Origin of the sequence: Novispirillum itersonii subsp. itersonii ATCC 12639, from assembly GCF_000381985.1 — a bacterium.
Classification (GTDB): Bacteria; Pseudomonadota; Alphaproteobacteria; order Rhodospirillales; family Rhodospirillaceae; genus Novispirillum; species Novispirillum itersonii.
In genome coordinates, this window is record NZ_KB907343.1 from 45,292 (window position 1) to 62,742 (window position 17,451).

The following is a 17,451-nucleotide window of genomic DNA, read 5'->3' on the forward strand; positions in this document are numbered from 1 at the left end:
GTATTCTGATTGCAGGGCCTGCACGGTGATCGTGCGGGCCCTGTTTTCATATCCGGACAGGGGATACCCCGACCCCGGAGAAGAATGAGGCAGGGCGTGCAGACTCCGACTCTGGAAGATCATCCGTTCTTTACCGACGGCGTGACATGGTCCGCCATCGGCCATTATGTCGAAGAAGGCGGGCGGGTTCTGCCAGCGGTCGGCACCTACCGACTCCGGCAGGCCACTGCCGGGGATGCCCGCCTGACCGGGGCAATCCTGCCCTCTGACCCCGACGACGATCTGCCGGAGGCCCCGGCCCGCTGGCGGCTGGATGTCAATCTGCGTCTGGTTCTGGTCGGCGGCGACCATACCGCGTGGCAGGCGGTGATGCTGATCGACGACCCCGACAACGGCGGTCGGGACGCCTTCTGGTCATGGCACAGCCTGACCATGGGCGATCTGACCGGGCACTTCAGTGCCGTTGGTGACAGCTTTCTCAATCAGGCCTTTTCCGAAGATGGCAGCTACGGGCTGACGGAGTGCTTCCTTCTGGCTGAAGAAGATGAAGCCTATCTGGTCCGTGGCGCAGTCGCCCGCGATGGCCAGACCATCGGCGCCTGGGCACTGGAACTGACTCTGGCGGAGGAAAGCTGATGCGCCCCCCGATCACCATCCCCCTGATCACCACCCTGATGCTGATGCTGTCGGTGCTGGCCGCCCCACAGGCCTTTGCCGCCGGGAAAGTCACCGGCAAGGGCCGGATCTTAGACGGCGACACAGTTGCCATCGGTAAAAAGCATATCCGCCTGCGCGGGCTGGATGCCCCGGAACGCGAACAGCTGTGTAAACCGCTGTCCGGCGGTACGGCTGCCTGCGGGCGACAGGCTGCCACCGTTCTGAAGACCCTGATCGCCGACCGACCATTGGTCTGTCAGATCGTCGAAGAAGACTCCTACGGCCGGCAGGTCGGGTTCTGCTCCGTCGCCGCCCGCGGCAAAGACCCGGCATGGAACCTCAACCGCGAAATGGTGCGTCTGGGCTGGGCTGTCGCCTACTGGACCGACGACTTCACGGCAGAAGAAAAAGAGGCGAAGGCAGCCAAGCGGGGGTTGTGGGCCATGCGCTTCCAGCCACCGGAAGACTGGCGGAAAGCACACCGCTGATCAGCCTCTGACAACAGAAACGGGGACACCCTTGGGGTGCCCCCGTTTTATAAACCCGTTGTCTGATAACCCGCGTCTAAGAGACTCCCTGAGAGCCGTGTCAGACCGGATCATCCGGGGTAACCCCCAGACGGCTGGCCGCGACCACCGCCCCGGTGCGGTTGGTGACCTTCAGCGCCTTCAGAATGCTGGTAACGTGCAGCTTGACCGTGCCTTCCGCCAGACCAAGGGTAAAGGCAATATCCTTGTTGCTGCGGCCCTGACCGATCAAGGCCAGCACCTGACGCTGACGCGGTGTCAGCGTTGACAGCACATCTTCCGGCGTCTGCGGTACCGGGCGGTTTGCGGCCGGGGCTGTACGGGCAATAGCGGATGCATGTTGCGCCCCCAGCACCTCCGGCGGCAGATAGACCCCGCCGGACAGCACCAGACGAACAGCCGACAGCATCACCTGTGCCGAAGACGTCTTGGGGATAAAGCCGGATGCGCCGAGACTGACGGCCTCCAGCACCAGCTTGCGGTCATCGCTGGCCGACAGGATCACCACCGGGATTTCCGGGTGGCGTGACTTAAGCAGGCACAGGCAGTCATTCCAGGGCATCCCCGGCATGACCAGATCCAGCAAAACGATATCGACCCCCTCTTCGAGGCGGGTTACCGCTTCGTCAAAAGAGCAGGCTTCGAGAACGGTCAGATCTTCGGTCAGATCCTGCAGGACCCGCTTGAGACCGGCACGGAACAGCCCATGATCGTCGGCGATCAGTACGCGCACCCGCAGCGTCTCCTTATTCCAAACTCTGCAACCCCACCCAATGGTTATACACAGCAAACGGAACGGGCGGCACGAAAATCGTGCCGCCCGTTGAAATTCTTTACAAACTTTTGTGGTTGATCAGCGCAGCAGGTATTCAGCGAAGTACTGCCGCAGCCCGGTCTCAAGCTGCTGATCGACATCGCGCATCAGCTCTTCGACCAGATCGAACCACACCTGCTCGCGGTCAGCCAGCGATGCCTTTTCGTTGATCGAGCGGGTGCGCCATGCCGACGTGAAGGTCTCGGCCTTCACCCGTCCATCGGGACCTCGCAGCTGAATCACCACATTGGCCTTGGCGTCGTACTTGGCTTCCTGATCATCGGTGAAGAAGCCGACGACGCCTTTCTTGGTGCTCAGGCGGGTTTCGACCACCGACGCATCGCGGATATCCACCACCAGCGTATCCACACCGGCCCCGGTGGTATGCAGACGGTCCTGCACCCAGCGGCGGACAGCCTGCTCCGGCGACACCGGCATCAGGTGTTCCACATTCGGGTTGCGCAGCGGTGACACATAGGTGGTCTGAATCCGCGGCCCCTGCGTGGCAAGGGTCAGCGGCGGCAGGTTGGTGAACCGCAGCTCCGGCGTTCCGCGCTTGGGCGGCCCTTCGGAGGCACAGGCGGCCAACGTCACAGCAACCAGCATCAGCGCCAGCGGACGGAGAAGAGAAGACAGGCGGGGAAGGCGCATGGATCGGAACGTCCTGTTTAAAAAGCGGTTTCGTTTGCCATCAGAGAGGGCGGCACACCCGGTTGCAACCGTGCGGAAGCATCCAGTCTGCCGCCACAGCCCCTAACAATCCGTTAGTCGCGCAGGCGGATTCTCAGTTCGCCGCTGCACGCGGATACCTCTCAGTTCGCCGCTGCACGCGGATACCTCTCAATTTGCCGCTGCACGCGGATACCTCTCAATTTGCCGCTGCACGCGGCAGGGCCGCAAGATCGGCATCGGTAAACACATAGTCCGTCGAGCAGAACTGACAGACCACGCTGACCGTGCCGTCATCCTGACGCATCTCCGCCAGACTCTCGACGCTAAAGGTGGCAAGAGTGTGTTCCACCCGTTCCCGCGAGCAGCGGCAGCCGAAGGCCAGCGGTTTTTCCGCCGACACCTGCAAACCTTCCTGATGGAACAGACGGTACAGCAGATCCGGCCCCGGCAGGTCACTGTTCAGCAGTTCTCCGGCAGTCAGGCTGCCCAGCAGCACCACGGCGGTCCGCCAGGCATCCTCCGCCTCTTCCGCATCCTGCGCCAAACTGTCGCCGCCATGCAGGGGCATACGCTGCACCATCAGCGCCCCGGCCTGCCAGTGCCCGTCCTCACCCTGCGGGGGACGGGACGCCACCTTAATCGCGGTTTCCAGCTGCTCGGACGAGCGGAAATATTCATGGATACATTCGGTCAGAGTATGGCCGGTCAGCTCGACAATCCCCTGATAGCGGTCGGTATTGTCCCCTTGATCGACCGTAAAGGCCAGATACCCGGTCCCCAGCAGCGCCTGCACGCTGACTTCGGCATCGGTCCCGGCATCGTCCAGCCCCGGCGCCTCGGGGTCAAAGGTCGCGCAGGCCCGCAGCATTCCGGCAGAGGTGACATCCGCCACCAGCTGACGCACCGGGCCGGACCCCTTGGCCTGCAGGGTAAACACCCCGTCAAACTTCAGCGCATCGGCCAGCGTCACCGCCAGCGCCGCCGTTTCCGCCAGCAGGCGGGACACCTGACGCGGATAGGCATGGCGCTTTAGGATTTCTTCCGCCGCCACTGACACCCGCACCAGACGGCCACGGGCCGCGCCGTTATGCAGCAGGAAAGGCAGGGCGAAATCGGCGGTCTGGTGGGTATGGGTCTCAGTCATGATCGGTATCCCGGGGCCTGAAAAGAAGATCGGAAAAAGCAGTCAGCCTGCACGGCGGACCGCACAGGCTGAAAAGCAGGACTGCATATAGGGCAGGATATCTTAAACCGAAAGACACCACGCCAGAATGCCCTTCTGGACATGCATGCGGTTTTCGGCTTCGTCCCACACCACGGAATTAGGACCGTCGATCACGGCATCGACCACTTCCTCACCCCGGTGGGCGGGCAGACAGTGCATGAACAGGGCGTCTTTCTTCGCCTTGCCCATCAGGGTTTCATTGACCTGATACGGGCGCAGCAGATCGTGCCGTTCACCCGGCTCAAAGCCCATCGACACCCAGCAGTCGGTGACGACGATATCGACACCCTCCGCCAGCGCCATGGCGTCAGTGCCTTCGATCACCGAGGCCCCCTGCTCACGCGCCCAGGCAATGATCTTGGCATCGGCCCGCAGCTCTTCCGGTCCGGCAATGCGCATTTCAAAGCCAAAGCGGGCCGCCGCCTGAATCCACGAATGGCAGACATTGTTGCCATCCCCGGCCCACAGCACGCTCTTGCCTTCAATCGACCCGACGCCAAAACGGTCTTCATAGGTCTGAATGTCGGCCATGATCTGGCAGGGGTGAGTTTCGTGAGTCAGGCCGTTGATCACCGGCACACTGGCATATTCGGCCAGTTCTTCCACCTTCACCGGATAATCCGTGCGGATCATGATGGCATCGACAAAACGCGACAGCACACGGGCGGTGTCCGCAATGGTTTCACCATGGCCGAACTGGCATTCCGTCCCGGTCAGGACCACCGTTTCGCCCCCCAGCTGGCGCATGCCGACTTCAAACGACACACGGGTCCGGGTGGACGGCTTCTCGAAAATCATCGCCAGGGTCTGACCGTTCAGAGGTCGCTCGCGGGTACGGCGCAGCTCGGTTGCACGGGCAAGAATGCCCCGCAGGGTAGCGGTATCCAGACGGTCGATGTCGAGAAAGTGCTTGATGGTCATGATCGTTACAGTACTCCACCCTCGCGGGCAGGCTCCCTTTTGAGGGAGGGGCTTACGCAGCCCCTCCGGCGGACAGGGCTGCACAGGCCCCATCCAGTTTTTCGATGGCGGCGGCGATTTCCTCTTCGCCGATGGTCAGCGGCGGCAGCAGGCGGACAACATTATCCCCCCCGGCCACGGTGACCATTCCCTGTGCATGCAGGGCCTTCACCAGATCGGAATTGGTCACGGCACACTTCAGGCCAATCATCAGGCCACGGCCCCGCACCTCGGTCAGGACCGACGGATACTTAGCAACCAGAGCCTGCAGCTTCGGCCACAGCGACGCCGCCGTAGCGTTCACCTGATCGAGGAACCCCGGCGCCAGCACCACATCCAGCACACCATTCGCCACCGCCATCGCCAGCGGATTGCCGCCGAAGGTGGACCCATGGCTGCCGGCGGTCATGCAGGCTGCCGCCTTCTCGGTCGCAAGGCAGGCCCCGACCGGAAACCCGCCACCCAGCCCCTTGGCCACCGCCATCACATCGGGGGTGATGCCGGTCCATTCATGGTCAAACAGCTTGCCGGTCCGGCCAACGCCGCACTGCACTTCGTCAAACATCAGCAGCAGGCCATATTCATCGCACATGGCCCGCAGACCGCGCAGATACTCGGCAGAAGCCGGGGTAATCCCGCCTTCGCCCTGAATCGGCTCGACCAGCACGGCGGCGGTCTCCGGGGTGATCGCGGCGCGGGCTTCATTCAGGTTGCCAAAGGCAACGTGGTCGAAGCCTTCGACCACCGGACCGAAGCCTTCAAGATACTTCTGCTGCCCGGCGGCGGCCAGCGTCGCCAGTGTGCGGCCATGGAAGGCATTCCGTGCCGTGATGATCCGGTACTTGCCATTGCCCTGAGACTGCTGATAGCGGCGGGCGATCTTGATCGACAGCTCCAGCGCTTCAGCCCCGGAGTTGCAGAAGAACACGGTGTCGGCAAAGGTGTTTGCCACCAGCCGCTCCGCCAGCGTCTTCTGCCCCGGAATATGGAACATGTTGGAGGTATGCCACAGCGTCGCCGCCTGATCCTGCAGGACCTTCACCAGATGGGGATGGGCGTGGCCCAGCGCATTGACGGCGATCCCCGATCCGAAATCAAGGAATCGTCGGCCATCCACCGTGTACATCCAGGCACCTTCGCCCCGCTCAAAGGCGAGGTCGAACCGAGCATAGGTGGGCATGACAGCCGGGATGGTCATCGCTTTCCATATCCTTGAACAGGGGGATCGGCGGGAAGTCAGCGGGGCAACGCCCCAAAAGAGAGAAAAGATCCCCGGAAAGCGCGGGATTGTGCGGGCTTAACCCGGCCTTGTCAACGGACAGACCATGACAGAATCACCGTTGCTGGGCTGGATTTGGTCAGGGAAGAGGGTAAGAAAAGCTTAGGGCCCAATTCCCGCAGGTCAGTCGCAGGACCGTGCCGTCGGGACCCCGATCCCCAGAGTCCGCCTCTCCAACAGAGCCTCCCGCCGGAAGCTGTAGAGTTCCGCCGGGCGCCCCCGCCCGACGGCCTCCAGCCTGCCGGTCGCTTCCACCACATCCAGACTGGCAATCGTACGCCGGAAATTCTGCTTATGCAGGGTGGTGCCAAACAGCGCCTCAACCACCCGCTGCAACTGCAGCAGGGTGAAGGTCGGCGGCAACAGATCAAACACCACCGGGCGATAAGCCAACTTGCCCCGCAGCCGGGCCAGTGCAGACGCCAGAATCCGACGGTTATCCAGTGCCATCGGGCTGCCAAGGCGGGCCGCCACTGCCAGCCGGACCGGATCGGGCAACGCCCCGGCATCCCCGGCGGCACGGGCCAGTTCAGCCCGGTCCCGCAGGGCCTCGGGGACCAGACCGGCCTCATACAGCACTTCATAGCGGTCCAGCGCCCGAACCGGATCGAACACGCTGGCGGGGCCGGACCCGAAGCTGGTTTCCATCCGTTCTGTCCGGTGGCGGCGCTCTGCCACGGTCGGGGCCGCTTCAGCCCAGTCGGCCAGATGCGGGCGGATCACCTGATCAATGATCGCCGGGGTGCCGGTCCGCCAGTCTTCCCACGGCAGAAAGCCGTACCAGTCGCGCCAGCTGGCCTCGCCGCTGCCTGCCAGCCGGTCTTCCTGCGTCAGCGCCAGATACGCCACCGTCACCACCCGCGGGCCGCCATACAGTTCACGCGGGTCGCGGTTGCGCCCGCCAAAGGTGAACAGCTGCTCAACATAGCGCAGACTCAGACCGGTCTGAGTTTCCACCCACTGGCGGCATCCGTGATCCAGCGTATTGTGACTGACCGGATCAAAGGGGCCGAAGGGAAGGCTGTCCGGACTGTCCGCCGCCAGAATCGGGGCACCCTGCTGCGCCGGGGTCGCCAGCGCATGCTGCATCCGCCGGGCGACCAGCACGCGCGGCACTTCGTCCGTCACGGCGGCGATCACCGCTGTCAGCGACAGGGTGGCAGCCCCTGCGGCGGGGGAAAACGGTGCCTCAACGCCGGTGCTCACGGGCCTGACTGCCTCCTGCTGAATGATCTGCCATAGCCCCCGTCTCCGGCGGCAGGCAGAGCGGGTCATCCGGGATGCCGCATCCTACCTCATGCGGTCCGGCAGACAAGATCCGGTTTTTTGCGGTTGCCCTGCCCCTCGGAAAACACGGGGCCAAAAAAGCCGGAGGACGTATGACCATAGTCCCAAGGAACTACACCAACTGACAGGACAGAACACGGCCCATCAGCGTATGATGGCAAATGATTACCGGTCTCACTACCGGATCTGGCAACCAGCCGGTATGGAATAAGCCTGTATAGAATGAGAAGGACGGCGTGTGGCGGTATGGCGATCCTTGATCTGCGAACCCTTCTGCTCATTCTGGTTCTGGTCAGCTTCGGCTGCGCCGCCCTCTGCATCGTCCTGTCCCGGGTCAGCAACCGCGGGGGGACGCTGACCGCACTGGCGTGGGCGGAAGGCCTGCTGGGCGGGGGCTTCGCGCTGGTGGCTGCCCGTGGCGCATCGCTGGACGTACTGACCTATGTGGTTGCCAATATCCTGATTGTCGCCGGATATGGCGGACACTGGCTGTCAGTCAGGCGGCTGACCGGCCAGCGTTTCCCGTGGACCTGGGCGATGGCGGTTCTCGCCGCAGTGGCGGGCCTTCAGATCTGGCTGACGTTTTTCACCCCGACCCTGTCCGGGCGGATCATCCTGATCTCGCTGGTCTGCTTCCTCATCGCCCTGCTGATCGTCCGGGATGCAATCCGCTGCCAGACAGTCACGCGGATGCTGATCGTCCCCCACGCTATTTTTGCAGTGATGATGCTGTCGCGCTGCTGGATGGCCATCATCACGCCCACTCCGGCCGCACAGCCGTTCCTGTCGTCCGGGCCGCTCCAGCAGGGGTATTTTCTGGGAATTCTGCTGGCACAGCTCTGGATGGCGCAAGCCATGCTGTGGTCGATCGGCATGGACTGGTACCGCGAGGTCGCCGGGGCCGTTGCCGCCCGCACCCAGGCCGAGGAACGCCACCAGATCAGCGAGGCCCGCCTGAATGGCCTGATGGCGCTGGATGCCGCCTGCATCGCCTTTCTTGACCCTGATTTCCGGGTGGCGGATGCCAGTGCATCGCTGTGTCGGCTGCTGGGTGTCGGATCAGCCCGCGATCTGATCGGCGAAACCCTTCAGCCCTATACGGTTCCGGAAGACCGCAGCCGGGTCGCCCTGCTGCACCGGGCAATAACCGAAGGGCAGATCGGGTCATACCGGGTCCGGAAAACCCTGTGCACCCGTCAGAACGCACAGGTCAAGGTTGACCTGACCCTGGCCCCCTTACCCGGCGGCAGCAAAGGCTTTGTGGCATTCTGCCTGCCCCTGACCGATGCCGAGCAGCCGGAAGCCTGCACCCCGGCCTGAAGACGCCCCACTCTTGAAAAAACAGCGGGCGGAAGATTTCTCCTCCACCCGCCACGGACCTGAAAATATCGCCCCCAGCCTTTTACAGCAGGCCAGCCTGCATCAGACGGCTGAGACGGGCGGCAAACTCCACCGGGTCAGACGGGGCCTCGCCCTCAACAATCCGTGCCTGATCGAACAGCAGGAAGGCCATGTCCTCCAGCGCCGCGCTGGTGGTTTCGGCAGCGGCACGGGCCGCCAGCGCTTTGATGGTGGCATGACCGGCATTGATCTCCAGCACCCGTGCCGGAGCAGCCTCCTGCCCCTGATGCTGACGCAGCAAACGCTCCAGATGGATCGACATCTGGCCTTCATCAGCCACCAGACAGCAGGCCGAAGCGGTCAGGCGGGATGACACCCGCACATCCTTCACCCGCTCACCCAATGTCCCCTTCAGCAGAGCAATCAGGGCATCCGTCTGGTCCGCCGGGGCCTGCTCAGGCTTGTCAGCCTGCTCTTCGGCCTTGATGGCATCCAACTTGGCAGCGCCCTGCGCCACCGATTCAAAGGCTTTTTCTTTCCAGCGCAGGCCATGCCCGGTCCAGAATTCATCAATCGGGTCGGTCAACAGCAGCACTTCCACGCCCTTGGCGAGATAGCCTTCCAGCTGCGGGCTCTTGCGCAGGGCCGCCACGGAATCCCCGGTGATGAAATAAATGGCGTCCTGCCCGTCCTTCATCCGGCTGACATAGTCTTCCAGACTGACCAGACCGTCACCATGGGTGCTGTGAAAGCGGGCCAGCGCCAGCAGGTCGTCACGACGCTCAAAATCTTCATACAGGCCTTCTTTCAGCACCGGGCCGAAAGTGCCCCAGAATCCGGCGTACGCGTCAGCATCCTCGGCCTTCTTCTTCAGGTCAGACAGGATGCGCTTGACCAGACCGGTCTTGATCTTCGCCAGCACCGGATTGTGCTGCAGCATCTCGCGGGAGACGTTCAGCGGCAGGTCGGCACTGTCAACCACCCCACGCACAAACCGCAGATACGGCGGCAGCAGGCCATCACAGTCGTCAGTAATAAACACCCGGTTGACGTACAGCTTGACGTGCTGCTTACGGTCCGGCTGGAACAGATCGAACGGCTTCTGGGTCGGAATGAACAGCAGACCGGTATATTCGATTGCCCCTTCGGCACGGTAATGCACGGTCAGCCACGGGTCGTCATAGGCATGACCGACATGGTGATAGAACTCTTTATACTGCTCTTCCGTCACCTCAGAGCGGGACCGGGTCCACAGAGCCGAGGCCTGATTCAGGGTCTCATCCTCGCCGGTTCCGTCCTCGCCCCCCAGCAGGACCACCGGCAGGCCGATATGGTCAGAATAGGTCTTCACCACCTGCCGCAGACGCCAGACATCGAGAAACTCGGCGGCATCGTCCTTCAGATGCAGCACGATCCGGGCACCGCGTGCGGCCCCGGCATCCTCGGTGATGGTAAAGCCCCCTTTGCCATCACTGCTCCAGCACCAGCCGTGCTCACTGCCCGCCTTGCGGGTATGGACCTCGACCTGTGACGCCACCATGAAGGCAGAATAGAAGCCGACGCCGAACTGGCCGATCTGGCTGACATCCTTGCGGGCATCACCGCCCAGCCCCTTCAGGAACTCAGCGGTGCCGGACCGGGCGATGGTGCCGAGGTTATTGATCAGGTCGTCACGGTCCATGCCAATGCCATTATCGGCAATGGTCAGGGTCTTCGCATCCTTATCCAGACGCAGGGTGATGCGCAGATCAGCACCCCCGGCGATCAGCGCCGGTTCGGTCAACGCGGCGTAGCGCAGCTTGTCGCAGGCATCAGAAGCGTTGGAAATCAGTTCGCGCAGGAAAATCTCGCGCTGGGAATAGAGGGCGTTGACAACGATATCGAGCAGTTTGGCCACTTCGGCCTGAAAGGTCAGCGTCTCAGCGGACATGATCCATAATCCTCTTGCAGGAAGCGGGACAGGACACGCCCACAGGTGGCACGGACGGAGCCTGACGGCCTCCGGCCCGGCGGTGTCCCGTGGGGCGGTCTCGCGCCCCGGGCCAGCAGCCCCGGCGCGCGGACACTGCCGCACCATATGAGGCAAAGTGGCAAAAAGTTCAAGAAATCAAAAAGCAAGAGGAAAATCTTCGTCTTATCCATCGGCAACGGTTGCATGGCGGGGGTAAAAGCGAGAGAATGAAACTGTCTTCAGGAAGACACTTCGCCTCTCCCCCGGACTTTCGCGAAGCAGCCTCTGAAGCACATTCCGAATGGTGGGGCCGGGTCCGGCGGAACACCACCTCATGCAAAACACAAGGGAGAGCATTTATGCAAATTCCCGTCCAAGTTTCGTTCCATGGCGTTGACCATTCGGACGCCGTCGTTCAGCGCGTGCATGAAAAGATTGCTAAACTGGAACAGTTTTGCGCTGACATCATCAGCTGCCGCGTTGCTGTCGAAAAGCAGCACAAAAACAATGCGGTCAATACCCTGAAAGGCGAGCCGTTCCACGTCACGATTGACGTGTCGGTGCCCGGCGATACCCTGATCGTCAAGCGTGACCCGAAGAACGGGGAACACCATGATGACATCGGCGTTGCCCTGCGTGATGCCTTTGATGCCATGGAGCGTCAGGTCAAGACTTACGTCGAGCGTCACCGCTAAGGGGTCTCTCCCGGCCACCCGGGCCTAAGCCCCGGCGTTGCCCGAATCCCTGATGGAGCTTATTCCGATCCGGCCGGAAACACCGGCCACCCGGACCGATCCTCCCACAAGCCCCGCCCCCACCGGCGGGGCTTGTTGCATTTCCGCCCACAGCACCCCCTTGACGGATTTCCCTGACACCCTATTGTTAAGGACGCTAACCATTAATCGGATCCCCTGTGCCAACACCCGCCCTCGCTGACGCTCTGGAAACCCTGCACCGGCTGCTGAACCGCCAATGGCAGGATGCACCCGCCGGAGCGCTGTCCTATAGCGAATTTGAGTATCTCCGTGCCCTGCACCGCATGGCAGGCTGCGGTGTACAGGTGTTTGAAGAAGGGCCGGACGCCCCCGATCACGGGCTGCACCTGCAGGATCTGGCAGCGGCCCTGTCCGTCAGCAAAGCATCGGTCAGTATTGCCATCGCCCGTCTGGAAGAGCGGGGGCTGGTGCGCCGCACGCCCTGCTTCCGCGATGCCCGCGCCCAGCATCTGTTCCTGACCCCCGCCGGACAAACCGCGATGCTCGAGGCTGCCCGGCGATATGACAGCCTCGCGCGGACCCTGTCAGCACAGGCCCCTGATCTTGACGGCTCGGCCCTGCTGAAAGCGGTCGAAACCCTCCTCACCCATCGCTAATCCCTCCAAACCCTACGACACCCACCGCTCCTTCATTTAATTAGTTAGTCTAACTTTATAAACTGGAGACACCCCATGGATATCACCCTGCCCCTGACCGGCCTTGCCCTCTATATCCTCATCTGGGAAAAGCTTCCCGAATGGGGAACATGGTTTACCCGGGGCCTGACGGCGCTCCCTGCCCCCCTTCAGACCCTGTATCAGCAATGGACCTGCCCCTATTGCTCCGGATTCTGGATTGGGCTGGCCTTGCACGGAATCACAGGGCTGTGGACCCTGCCCAGACTGGCCGACTCCCCCCTGACCGCATTCGGCCCCGCCGGGCTGGCCGCAGCCTGGTTTCTGGATGCCCTGACCACGGGCCTGCTGATGGCCTGCGGGAAAGTCACCCTGACCGCACTGCAGGGCCCGGCCATGACTGCCATGGTCCGCCGCCCCGCTCTGATGGCTGAAATTGCCGCCCAGCGCGCAGCCAAAGCCCCCTGACAGAGCCATCCCGTAAAAGACTGACGGCCCGGAGAAACTCCGGGCCGTTCAGCCGTAAAGACAGACCTGTCAGCAGAGATCAGTGGATCGTTTCGCCATGCTCGGCCAGATCCAGACCTTCTGTTTCCTGCTCGGGAGAAACCCGGATCCCCATGATCATGTCGAGGACCTTCAGGATGATGAAGGTGGCAACCGCACACCACACCACGGTGGCGACCACACCATAGACCTGAGTGACAACCTGCCCGGCATTACCTTCCAGCAGACCGGTCTTGCCACCGATGGCTTCGGCAGCGAACACACCGGTCAGCACCGCACCGACCAGACCGCCGATGCCATGAACACCGAAGGCATCAAGGGAGTCATCGTAGCCCAGCTTGTGCTTCAGCCACACCGCACCCCAGAAGCAGGCCACGCCAGCCAGCAGACCGATGATCAGGGCTCCGGTCGGGGTCACGAACCCGGCAGCCGGAGTAATGGCGACCAGACCGCCGACAGCGCCGGAGATGATCCCAAGCACGCTCGGCTTACCACGGAAGATCCATTCAACCAGCGTCCACGACACCGCAGCGGCCGAGGCGGCGATATGGGTCACCAGCAGGGCCATCGCAGCCAGACCACCAGCGGTCAGGGCAGACCCGGCATTGAACCCGAACCAGCCAACCCACAGCAGGGCAGCACCGACGACCGACAGGGTCAGGTTGTGCGGGGCCATGTTTTCAGTGCCGTAGCCCTTACGCTTGCCAAGAACAATGGCGGCAACCAGACCGGCGACACCGGCGTTGATATGCACCACGGTCCCCCCGGCGAAGTCGAGCACGCCTTCATTCATCAGGAAGCCGCCGCCCCACACCCAGTGCGCCACCGGGATGTAAACGACCAGAACCCAGACCAGAGAGAAGATCAGCATCGCCGAAAACTTCATGCGGTCCGCAAAGGCCCCGGTGATCAGCGCCGGAGTGATCACGGCGAAGGTCATCTGGAAAGACAGGAACAACACTTCCGGGATGGTGCCGGACAGGGCGTTGATGCCAATGCCGGACAGGAAGGCCTTGGAGAAGTCACCGATAAAAGCGTTGCCGGTCCCGAAGGTCAGTGAATACCCGACGATCATCCACAGCACCGACACAAAGCAGCAGATGGCAAAGCTCTGCGCCATGATCGCCAGCACGTTCTTTTTACGGACCATACCGCCGTAGAACAGGGCCAGACCGGGAATGGTCATCATCAGCACAAACGCGGTGGCGACAATCATCCACGCGGTGTCGCCGGAATTGAGGGTCGGGGCCGCAGCATCTTCGGCGAAGGCAGGCACCGCCGCCAGCAGGCCAGCCGCCGCACCACCGGCAACGGTGGACAGACGCGGCAGAGAAGACATCAGGCGCTTGGAAATGGACATCATTGTAACAGTCTCCTTCCGTCCGCGATTACAGGGCGTCGCCATCGGTTTCGCCGGTCCGGATGCGCACCGCCTTGGTGACATCGAACACGAAGACCTTGCCATCACCGATCTTCTCGGTGCGGGCAGCGGTGCAGATGGTTTCCACCACCTGATCGGCCAGATCGCTTTTCACTGCGACCTCAATCTTCACCTTCGGCAGGAAGCTGACCTGATATTCAGCGCCGCGGTAAATTTCGGTCTGTCCCTTCTGGCGGCCAAATCCCTTGACCTCCGAGACGGTCAGGCCCTGCACGCCAATGGCGGCGAGCGCTTCGCGCACGTCCTCCAGCTTGAAGGGCTTGATGATAGCCATGACAAGTTTCATGCGATCACCTCTGTGTTCCGCTGTCCGGTTCGCCGGGCTCACCCCGGAAGATCTCCGGCGTGACAGCCTCATTTTTAAGCGAACTCATTTCTGTTCCCGGAAACATCCTTTTCAAGAGGCGTGCCAGTTTACCTATTCCATTGTTTTATAAAAATAAAAACTCGAACAAACGCCCCTGAAAGCCATCTGCCTAAAAAATATGCATAAAAAACAGGCGCTCTCTCTGCCCGAATCTTTTGCACTGCACAGTGCTTTCTCCTGTGACTGCCGCCGTCAACGGAAGAATCAAGCAGGCATGAAAAAAGGGCCCGTTCCCGGACCCCTCTTTTCAACCACAGGCGTTCAAAATGGCCTCAGCGGAAAACCACCGTCTTAGTGCCATTCAGGATCAGACGGCCTTCGATATGCCAGCGCACAGCACGCGACAGCACCACGGTCTCGATATCCCGACCCGTACGGACCAGTTTATCGACCGTAAAGGTATGATCGACCCGCTCCACGCCCTGCTCAATGATCGGGCCTTCGTCAAGATCCCGGGTCACATAGTGGGCGGTCGCCCCGATAATCTTAACCCCCCGGGCATGCGCCTGCTGATAGGGCTTGGCCCCCTTGAAGCTGGGCAGGAAGGAATGGTGAATGTTGATCGCCCGGCCGGACAGCGCCTCGCACATGTCCGTGGACAGAATTTGCATGTAACGGGCCAGCACCAGCAGATCAGCCCCACTGTCACGGAACAGGGACAGGATCTGCCCTTCCTGCTCGGCCTTGGTGGCTTTGGTCACCGGCAGATAATGGAACGGAATACCGTGCCATTCGACCAGATCCCGGAAATCCTCATGGTTGGAGATCACCGCCGGAATATCGATCGGCAGCTGACCGCTGCGCCAGCTGTGCAGCAGATCATTCAGGCAGTGCCCGAACTTCGAGACCGCGATCATCACCTTCGGGCGGACACTCATGTCCTTCATCACCCAGTCCATGCCAAAGCGGTCGCCGATCAGGGCAAACCCGGCCTTCAGCTTCTCAATCTGCGGAAACCGCGCCCCGCCGGAACGGAACGTGGTCCGCATGAAGAACAGGCCGGTGTCGGCATCACTGAAATGTGAGCTTTCGGTGATGAAGGCTTCGTTCTCGGCCAGAAAACCGGACACCGCAGCCACGATACCCATGGCATCAGGGCATTTGATGGTCAGAAGATATTGGGGGGTTTCAGCCGGAAGAGCAGACATTGCTTTAAGTCCATCACGCAGGAACTAGGGACAGTCAGCCATCCGCCCCGGCAGGATTCACCGGAATCGCAAAGGACAGCCGTTTCAAATCAAGGTGTTGACGGGATCCGCGCAGGCACGGCCCCGACAACCGCCGCATCGTAGCCCCTTCCCCGGCAACGTCAAGAGACGGCACACGGAAAGCGCATACCCTCATGCCGGAAAGCAAAGGCTGATCTGTTTCTGTCAGGGAAGGTGGAACCAGCACCGGATCTGGAAATTGGTGGGGGTGGAGGGACTCGAACCCACACTCCTTGCGGAACACGATTTTGAGTCGCGCGCGTCTACCAATTCCGCCACACCCCCATACGTCAGATCCGGTGCTGGCAGGGCGATAGTCATAATGACATTCGCCGCCGCAGCCAAGCGGAATTTACACCATCGGGCGGCAAGTGGGAGCAGACAGGCGTTTCAGCATATTTTCCGATGGAGGTCAGGTCTCCTCTTGCAAAGCAGGGGCTTTTTCCCAACTGTCAGGGCACAGAACATCATCCCTCTCTGCCCTATCCCGGATCAGGATTCCCCCGGACCATGCTGTCTGCCTTTCTTGCGCCCCGCCGCCCTTTTTTCCTGCTGGTCTCCCTGATCTGCCTGTCGGCTCTGTCCGCCGCCCTGATCGGCCAGTACGGCTTTGACCTGCACCCGTGCATCCTCTGCCTGTATGAACGGATCCCCTATGTCACCGCCGGACTGACCGGACTGGCCATGGCCCTGCTGCCGACCTCCCCCCGGCTGCGCCGGCTGGGCCTGCTGCTGATCGGGCTCAGCTTTGCCGCCAACACCGCACTGGGGTTCTATCACGTCGGGGTCGAACAGCACTGGTGGACCAACCCCGGCTGCACCGGCGGCCCGCTGAATGCCATGAGCCTTGCCGACCTGCAGTCGTCGATCCAGAAAGCGGTCCGCCCGGCCTGTGATGATGTACAATGGAGTCTGTTCGGCATTACGCTGGCAGGCTATAACCTGCTGCTGTCGCTGGCGATGACTGCCCTGACGGTTCTCGCCGGGCGGAAAGCCGCCTGACCTTACGCTGACTGCATTTTCCCTGTCCGTGCTTTCGCAGGAGTCCGCCATGACCACCCTGTCCGCATCCTCCCCCCTGCCCATGACACCGGCGGAGCCCACCGCCCGGCCAAAGATGACCGCAGAAAACCGGATCCCCGGTGACATGACCCGTGACCAGCTGCTGGACCGGATCATGCGCGTCAATCACGCCGGGGAATATGGTGCCGTACGGATCTATCAGGGTCAGATGGCCGTGATCGGCAAGGGACAGCATGGCGATACCCTGAAGCACATGCTGGAACAGGAAGTGGTTCATAAGGAATACTTCCAGAAAGCGATCGGCGAACGGCAGGGCCGCCCGACAGTCCTTCAGCCGGTGTGGCACGTCGCAGGCTGGATGCTGGGTGCCGGAACCGCCCTGCTGGGGGAACGCGCCGCCATGGCCTGCACCGTGGCTGTCGAAGAGGCCATCGACGACCATTACCGCGAACAGGCGGAACTGCTGGGCGACGATGAAGCCGAACTGCGCGATACCATCGAACGCTTCCGGGCAGAAGAGCTGGAACACCGCGATATCGGTTATGAAAACGGGGCAGAACAGGCCCCGGCCTACCCGCTGCTGCATGCGGCCGTCAAATCCGGCACCCGGCTTGCCATCTGGCTGTCTGAGCGGATCTGACCCCTGACGGCCCCCGTACCGGACCGCAGACCAATAACCGCCGGAGCCCAGCGCCCGGCGGTTTTTTTTCATTCAGGAAAACGCATCAGACAGACAGCCCCACCAGCTCAGACACTTAAGAGTCTGCGTATATGCAGGTTTGCCACAATGTTTTCTGCCCGG

Annotated in this window: 18 protein-coding genes and 1 tRNA gene; 8 read left to right on the forward strand and 11 right to left on the reverse strand. The window is 62.0% G+C overall.

The window, feature by feature from the left end:
- Window positions 1-96: 96 nt before the first annotated feature.
- Complete coding sequence (locus G365_RS0111490; RefSeq protein WP_155976237.1) at window positions 97-636, forward strand: hypothetical protein; 540 nt, start codon at window positions 97-99, stop codon at window positions 634-636.
- Window positions 636-1,145 (forward strand): thermonuclease family protein, encoded by a 510-nt coding sequence (locus G365_RS21245; RefSeq protein ID WP_019645678.1) that lies wholly within the window; start codon window positions 636-638, stop codon window positions 1,143-1,145. The genes G365_RS0111490 and G365_RS21245 overlap by 1 nt, the downstream gene beginning before the upstream one ends.
- Before the next feature lie 100 nt (window positions 1,146-1,245).
- Here G365_RS21245 and G365_RS0111500 read toward each other — a convergent pair whose 3' ends face one another.
- The 6 genes from G365_RS0111500 to G365_RS0111525 all read right to left on the reverse strand — a co-directional run bounded on the left by G365_RS0111500 (window position 1,246) and on the right by G365_RS0111525 (window position 7,340).
- Window positions 1,246-1,917 (reverse strand): response regulator, encoded by a 672-nt coding sequence (locus G365_RS0111500; RefSeq protein ID WP_019645679.1) that lies wholly within the window; start codon window positions 1,915-1,917, stop codon window positions 1,246-1,248.
- A gap of 120 nt (window positions 1,918-2,037) precedes the next feature.
- Complete coding sequence (gene lptE / locus G365_RS0111505; protein WP_019645680.1) at window positions 2,038-2,649, reverse strand: LPS assembly lipoprotein LptE; 612 nt, start codon at window positions 2,647-2,649, stop codon at window positions 2,038-2,040.
- A gap of 217 nt (window positions 2,650-2,866) precedes the next feature.
- Entirely contained in the window at window positions 2,867-3,814 is a 948-nt protein-coding gene (gene hslO / locus G365_RS0111510; RefSeq protein ID WP_019645681.1) for an Hsp33 family molecular chaperone HslO, read from the reverse strand.
- Between the two features lie 102 nt (window positions 3,815-3,916).
- Window positions 3,917-4,816 (reverse strand): ornithine carbamoyltransferase, encoded by a 900-nt coding sequence (gene argF / locus G365_RS0111515; RefSeq protein WP_019645682.1) that lies wholly within the window; start codon window positions 4,814-4,816, stop codon window positions 3,917-3,919.
- A gap of 52 nt (window positions 4,817-4,868) precedes the next feature.
- Window positions 4,869-6,053 carry an aspartate aminotransferase family protein gene (locus G365_RS0111520; RefSeq protein ID WP_019645683.1) on the reverse strand — a complete coding sequence of 395 codons (1,185 nt, stop codon included), beginning with the start codon at window positions 6,051-6,053 and terminating at the stop codon, window positions 4,869-4,871.
- Window positions 6,054-6,257: 204 nt separating this feature from the next.
- The gene (locus tag G365_RS0111525; protein ID WP_019645684.1) at window positions 6,258-7,340 is read right to left on the reverse strand and encodes an NUDIX hydrolase; all 1,083 of its coding nucleotides are present in this window, start codon (window positions 7,338-7,340) and stop codon (window positions 6,258-6,260) included.
- 327 nt (window positions 7,341-7,667) lie between these two features.
- On the opposite strand from G365_RS0111525, the gene G365_RS0111530 reads away from it, so the two are divergent.
- Entirely contained in the window at window positions 7,668-8,741 is a 1,074-nt protein-coding gene (locus tag G365_RS0111530) for a PAS domain-containing protein (protein ID WP_019645685.1), read from the forward strand.
- Between the two features lie 82 nt (window positions 8,742-8,823).
- Here G365_RS0111530 and htpG read toward each other — a convergent pair whose 3' ends face one another.
- Window positions 8,824-10,692, reverse strand: a complete 1,869-nt coding sequence (gene htpG, locus G365_RS0111535) for a molecular chaperone HtpG (protein WP_019645686.1) — start codon at window positions 10,690-10,692, stop codon at window positions 8,824-8,826.
- 380 nt (window positions 10,693-11,072) lie between these two features.
- Here htpG and G365_RS0111540 point away from each other — a divergent pair, with 380 nt between their 5' ends.
- The 3 genes from G365_RS0111540 to G365_RS0111555 all read left to right on the forward strand — a co-directional run bounded on the left by G365_RS0111540 (window position 11,073) and on the right by G365_RS0111555 (window position 12,571).
- A complete protein-coding gene (locus G365_RS0111540) occupies window positions 11,073-11,408 on the forward strand; it encodes an HPF/RaiA family ribosome-associated protein (protein ID WP_019645687.1) in 336 nt (111 codons plus the stop codon).
- Between the two features lie 218 nt (window positions 11,409-11,626).
- Window positions 11,627-12,085 (forward strand): MarR family winged helix-turn-helix transcriptional regulator, encoded by a 459-nt coding sequence (locus G365_RS21250; protein WP_019645689.1) that lies wholly within the window; start codon window positions 11,627-11,629, stop codon window positions 12,083-12,085.
- A 75-nt stretch (window positions 12,086-12,160) separates the two neighbouring features.
- A complete protein-coding gene (locus G365_RS0111555) occupies window positions 12,161-12,571 on the forward strand; it encodes a hypothetical protein (protein WP_019645690.1) in 411 nt (136 codons plus the stop codon).
- A gap of 79 nt (window positions 12,572-12,650) precedes the next feature.
- Here the strand turns inward: G365_RS0111555 and G365_RS0111560 are convergent, their stop codons facing one another.
- The 4 genes from G365_RS0111560 to G365_RS0111575 form a co-directional block, all read right to left on the reverse strand.
- Entirely contained in the window at window positions 12,651-13,973 is a 1,323-nt protein-coding gene (locus tag G365_RS0111560; protein WP_019645691.1) for an ammonium transporter, read from the reverse strand.
- Window positions 13,974-13,998: 25 nt separating this feature from the next.
- Entirely contained in the window at window positions 13,999-14,337 is a 339-nt protein-coding gene (locus tag G365_RS0111565; protein WP_019645692.1) for a P-II family nitrogen regulator, read from the reverse strand.
- Between the two features lie 353 nt (window positions 14,338-14,690).
- Entirely contained in the window at window positions 14,691-15,566 is an 876-nt protein-coding gene (gene purU / locus G365_RS0111570; protein ID WP_019645693.1) for a formyltetrahydrofolate deformylase, read from the reverse strand.
- 260 nt (window positions 15,567-15,826) lie between these two features.
- A tRNA-Leu gene (locus G365_RS0111575) sits at window positions 15,827-15,911 on the reverse strand.
- A gap of 225 nt (window positions 15,912-16,136) precedes the next feature.
- On the opposite strand from G365_RS0111575, the gene G365_RS0111580 reads away from it, so the two are divergent.
- Window positions 16,137-16,628: a disulfide bond formation protein B gene (locus G365_RS0111580; protein ID WP_019645694.1), complete on the forward strand. Its 492-nt coding sequence runs from the start codon at window positions 16,137-16,139 to the stop codon at window positions 16,626-16,628.
- A 49-nt stretch (window positions 16,629-16,677) separates the two neighbouring features.
- A complete protein-coding gene (locus G365_RS0111585; RefSeq protein WP_019645695.1) occupies window positions 16,678-17,289 on the forward strand; it encodes a demethoxyubiquinone hydroxylase family protein in 612 nt (203 codons plus the stop codon).
- Window positions 17,290-17,451: the final 162 nt, after the last annotated feature.